The organism is Mesorhizobium sp. WSM4836, from assembly GCF_055811815.1.
Window position 1 is genome coordinate 1 of the sequence record NZ_JBVVQF010000080.1, and the last position, 980, is coordinate 980.

General features: G+C 56.3%; 1 protein-coding gene and 1 pseudogene. Both read right to left on the reverse strand.

What is annotated here, in order from left to right; genetic code table 11:
- Positions 1-674, reverse strand: a pseudogene (locus tag AC0L2P_RS32145) (M24 family metallopeptidase); the annotation flags it as partial.
- A gap of 110 nt (positions 675-784) precedes the next feature.
- The coding region (locus tag AC0L2P_RS32150; RefSeq protein WP_473507238.1) for a tautomerase family protein at positions 785-980 on the reverse strand (196 nt) is incomplete at its 5' end.

Consider the following 980-nt stretch of genomic DNA (forward strand, 5'->3'; position numbering starts at 1 on the left):
GCCAGGTTGGTGTAGTTCAGGATGCCCCAAAGCTGCACCTCCGTCACACCGGGACCCATGCTTTCTTGCATCCGCGCGATGCCATGCTCTGCCACGGCACACGCCCACCTGATGCAGGCGATTTCGTCATCTGATTTGATGGCGCGAGCCCCTTCGACGACGTCGACCGCGTCAATGACCTCCAACCCGCGCTGCAGCAGAGCCTGAGTGATGCTCGGGTTGACGTATTCCACAGCCACCTTGCGGCTGGTGGTACCTATTTCGCTCAAGAACTCCACGATGTCGTCGGCAAAAAGCCTTGCGGCCTCTGGCAGTTCGTACCCGCCCTCGAAAAACGATAGCGGCCTTCCTGTTCTCACCCGGTCGGCTGATGATCCGCGGCTATATCCCTGATGCAGTGTTATAGGCCCCTCGAGCGGCAAAAAGAGATAAGTGACCGGGATGTGGGACTGGAACAAAGGGAAACTGTTATAATCAATCGCATAACGAATGGTAATGGGGCTCACCAGCACGCACATGGCAACGTCAGAGCCGCGCATTGCAGCTCGAAGGCGGTCTTTGCGGTAGGTGTCGAGCCTTTGGAAGTCGATGTCGGGCATCTGCCGGAATTGCCGCAAGTCGCTCCAGCTATCGCGAAGCAGGGACCCTGGCGAACCCACTTTGAAATTGCTCATAGAGTTCCTCGTATCGCGCTTTATCAGAGCTGTGGCGGTTAAGAAATGCTGCAGCTAAGACGCACGGCGCTGCGAACTAAAACGGCACGATCCAGCTCAACCTGTGGCCGCTACATTCTCGACCAGAGCTTGCCGCCGGTTGCCCAATTATTCGGCGCATACTCGTCGAACACCACATGAACCTGCTCTGGCTTCAGGTCGGACTTGTCACAGAACAGCCTGGTGATCTCGGCCGCAATTTCAGCTTTCTTATCGTCGTCTGCTTTGAATGTCTCGACATGGATAACCGGCATAACGCGTTCCTTC